Origin of the sequence: Dolichospermum circinale AWQC310F, from assembly GCF_000426925.1 — a bacterium.
Lineage (GTDB): Bacteria > Cyanobacteriota > Cyanobacteriia > Cyanobacteriales > Nostocaceae > Dolichospermum > Dolichospermum circinale.
The window spans coordinates 1-1,418 of the sequence record NZ_APIZ01000356.1; the positions used below are offsets into that span (position 1 = coordinate 1).

At 30.2% G+C, this 1,418-nt stretch carries 1 protein-coding gene; it reads left to right on the forward strand.

Annotated features, from left to right (window positions below; genetic code table 11):
• The first annotated feature begins 90 nt into the window (after positions 1-90).
• Positions 91-1,197, forward strand: coding sequence for an ISAs1 family transposase (locus tag ACIR310F_RS0100375; protein WP_028082112.1), 1,107 nt, complete (start codon positions 91-93; stop codon positions 1,195-1,197).
• Positions 1,198-1,418: the final 221 nt, after the last annotated feature.

The following is a 1,418-nucleotide window of genomic DNA, read 5'->3' on the forward strand; positions in this document are numbered from 1 at the left end:
GTTTTCATTCTCCGAGGTAAAGAAGAAAAGAATAGTGATCTTTTCTTGATAAAATCAAAAAGAGATCACTAATGTTTCAATTTTTCAATTATGTTAAATAGTTTAATCGAAAAACTCAAAGAAGTCAAGGATTTCCGCCAATCTCAAGGAAGAAGGCATGAGTTATGGGTAGTCCTTACTATTATTATTTTAGCCTTATTAACAGGAAATGTTAGTTATAAGCAAATTACATCTTTTTGCCAATCTGAAGAGGAAAAGCTGATTAAAATGTTGTCTATAACCTCAAAAACGCTGCCGTCTTATAGTACAATAAGAAGAGTAATGCTCGGAATAAATATTATAGATATACAGTCAATACTTACGTCAATAATTAACAATTATTATTCGCCAAAATCTCAGGAAGATTGGATTGCTATTGACGGGAAGAGTTTAAAAAACACTCTGACTGATTATGAGGAAAAATCCCAGAATATGTTAAATGTGGTATCTTGGTTTAGCCAAGAAACAAAGTTAATAATTAAGGTAGAAATTCAGGAGAATAAAAAAAAGTCAGAAAGTGCTGTAGTCCGCTCTATGATAGAGAATTGCGATTTATCTAATCAGGTTTTTACTTTGGATGCTTTGCATTGTAATAAAGAAATAACTAAGACAATAATTGAGAGTAAAAATGATTATTTAATCACAGTAAAAAGAAATCAAATAAAATTGTACAATCGGTTAAAAGAACTAGCACAAATAACAAAACCACTTACGGTATATGACTCAAGAGATAAAAGTCATGGACGTGATGTAATCCGGAAAACATCAGTATTTGATAGTCAAGAAGTAGGACATAAAAATTATCCTCATATCAAAAGTTTTATCAAAGTGGAGAGAATGGGTTTTCGCGGGGATAAAAAATATAGTCAAACTTTATATTATATTAGTAGCAAGAAATTAACTGCGGAAATATTTGCACAAAAAATCCAAGAACATTGGTTAATTGAGAATCAAGTACATTGGGTTAAAGATGTGATTTTTAATGAAGATAAATCAAGGATAAAAAATAAAGAAGTAGCCGGAAAGTTCTCCTTATTAGTAACACTCATTTTGAATGTTTACAGAAGTTGTGGTTTTATATCAATAAAAGATGGACAGTCATGGTTAGGAAAAAACTGGGAAAAAATGTTGTTAATTGACGGTTTTGATGGTAGTTAGAAAATATTTATTGCCAAAAATATCGAAGACAAAAAAATAAAGAAGACCTGAACTCATTGTATATCAAGCAATGGGAGTTCTTTTGCTGTCAAAATAACTAGGGAAAACCTAATGATAAAATAAAATAATTGCTCAATAGATTATGAACGGAAAAAAGAGCGAATAATAGTAAAAGTTTCGCTCTTTCTTCTGCTAGAATTTAGAAAATGAAAACGCCCTGC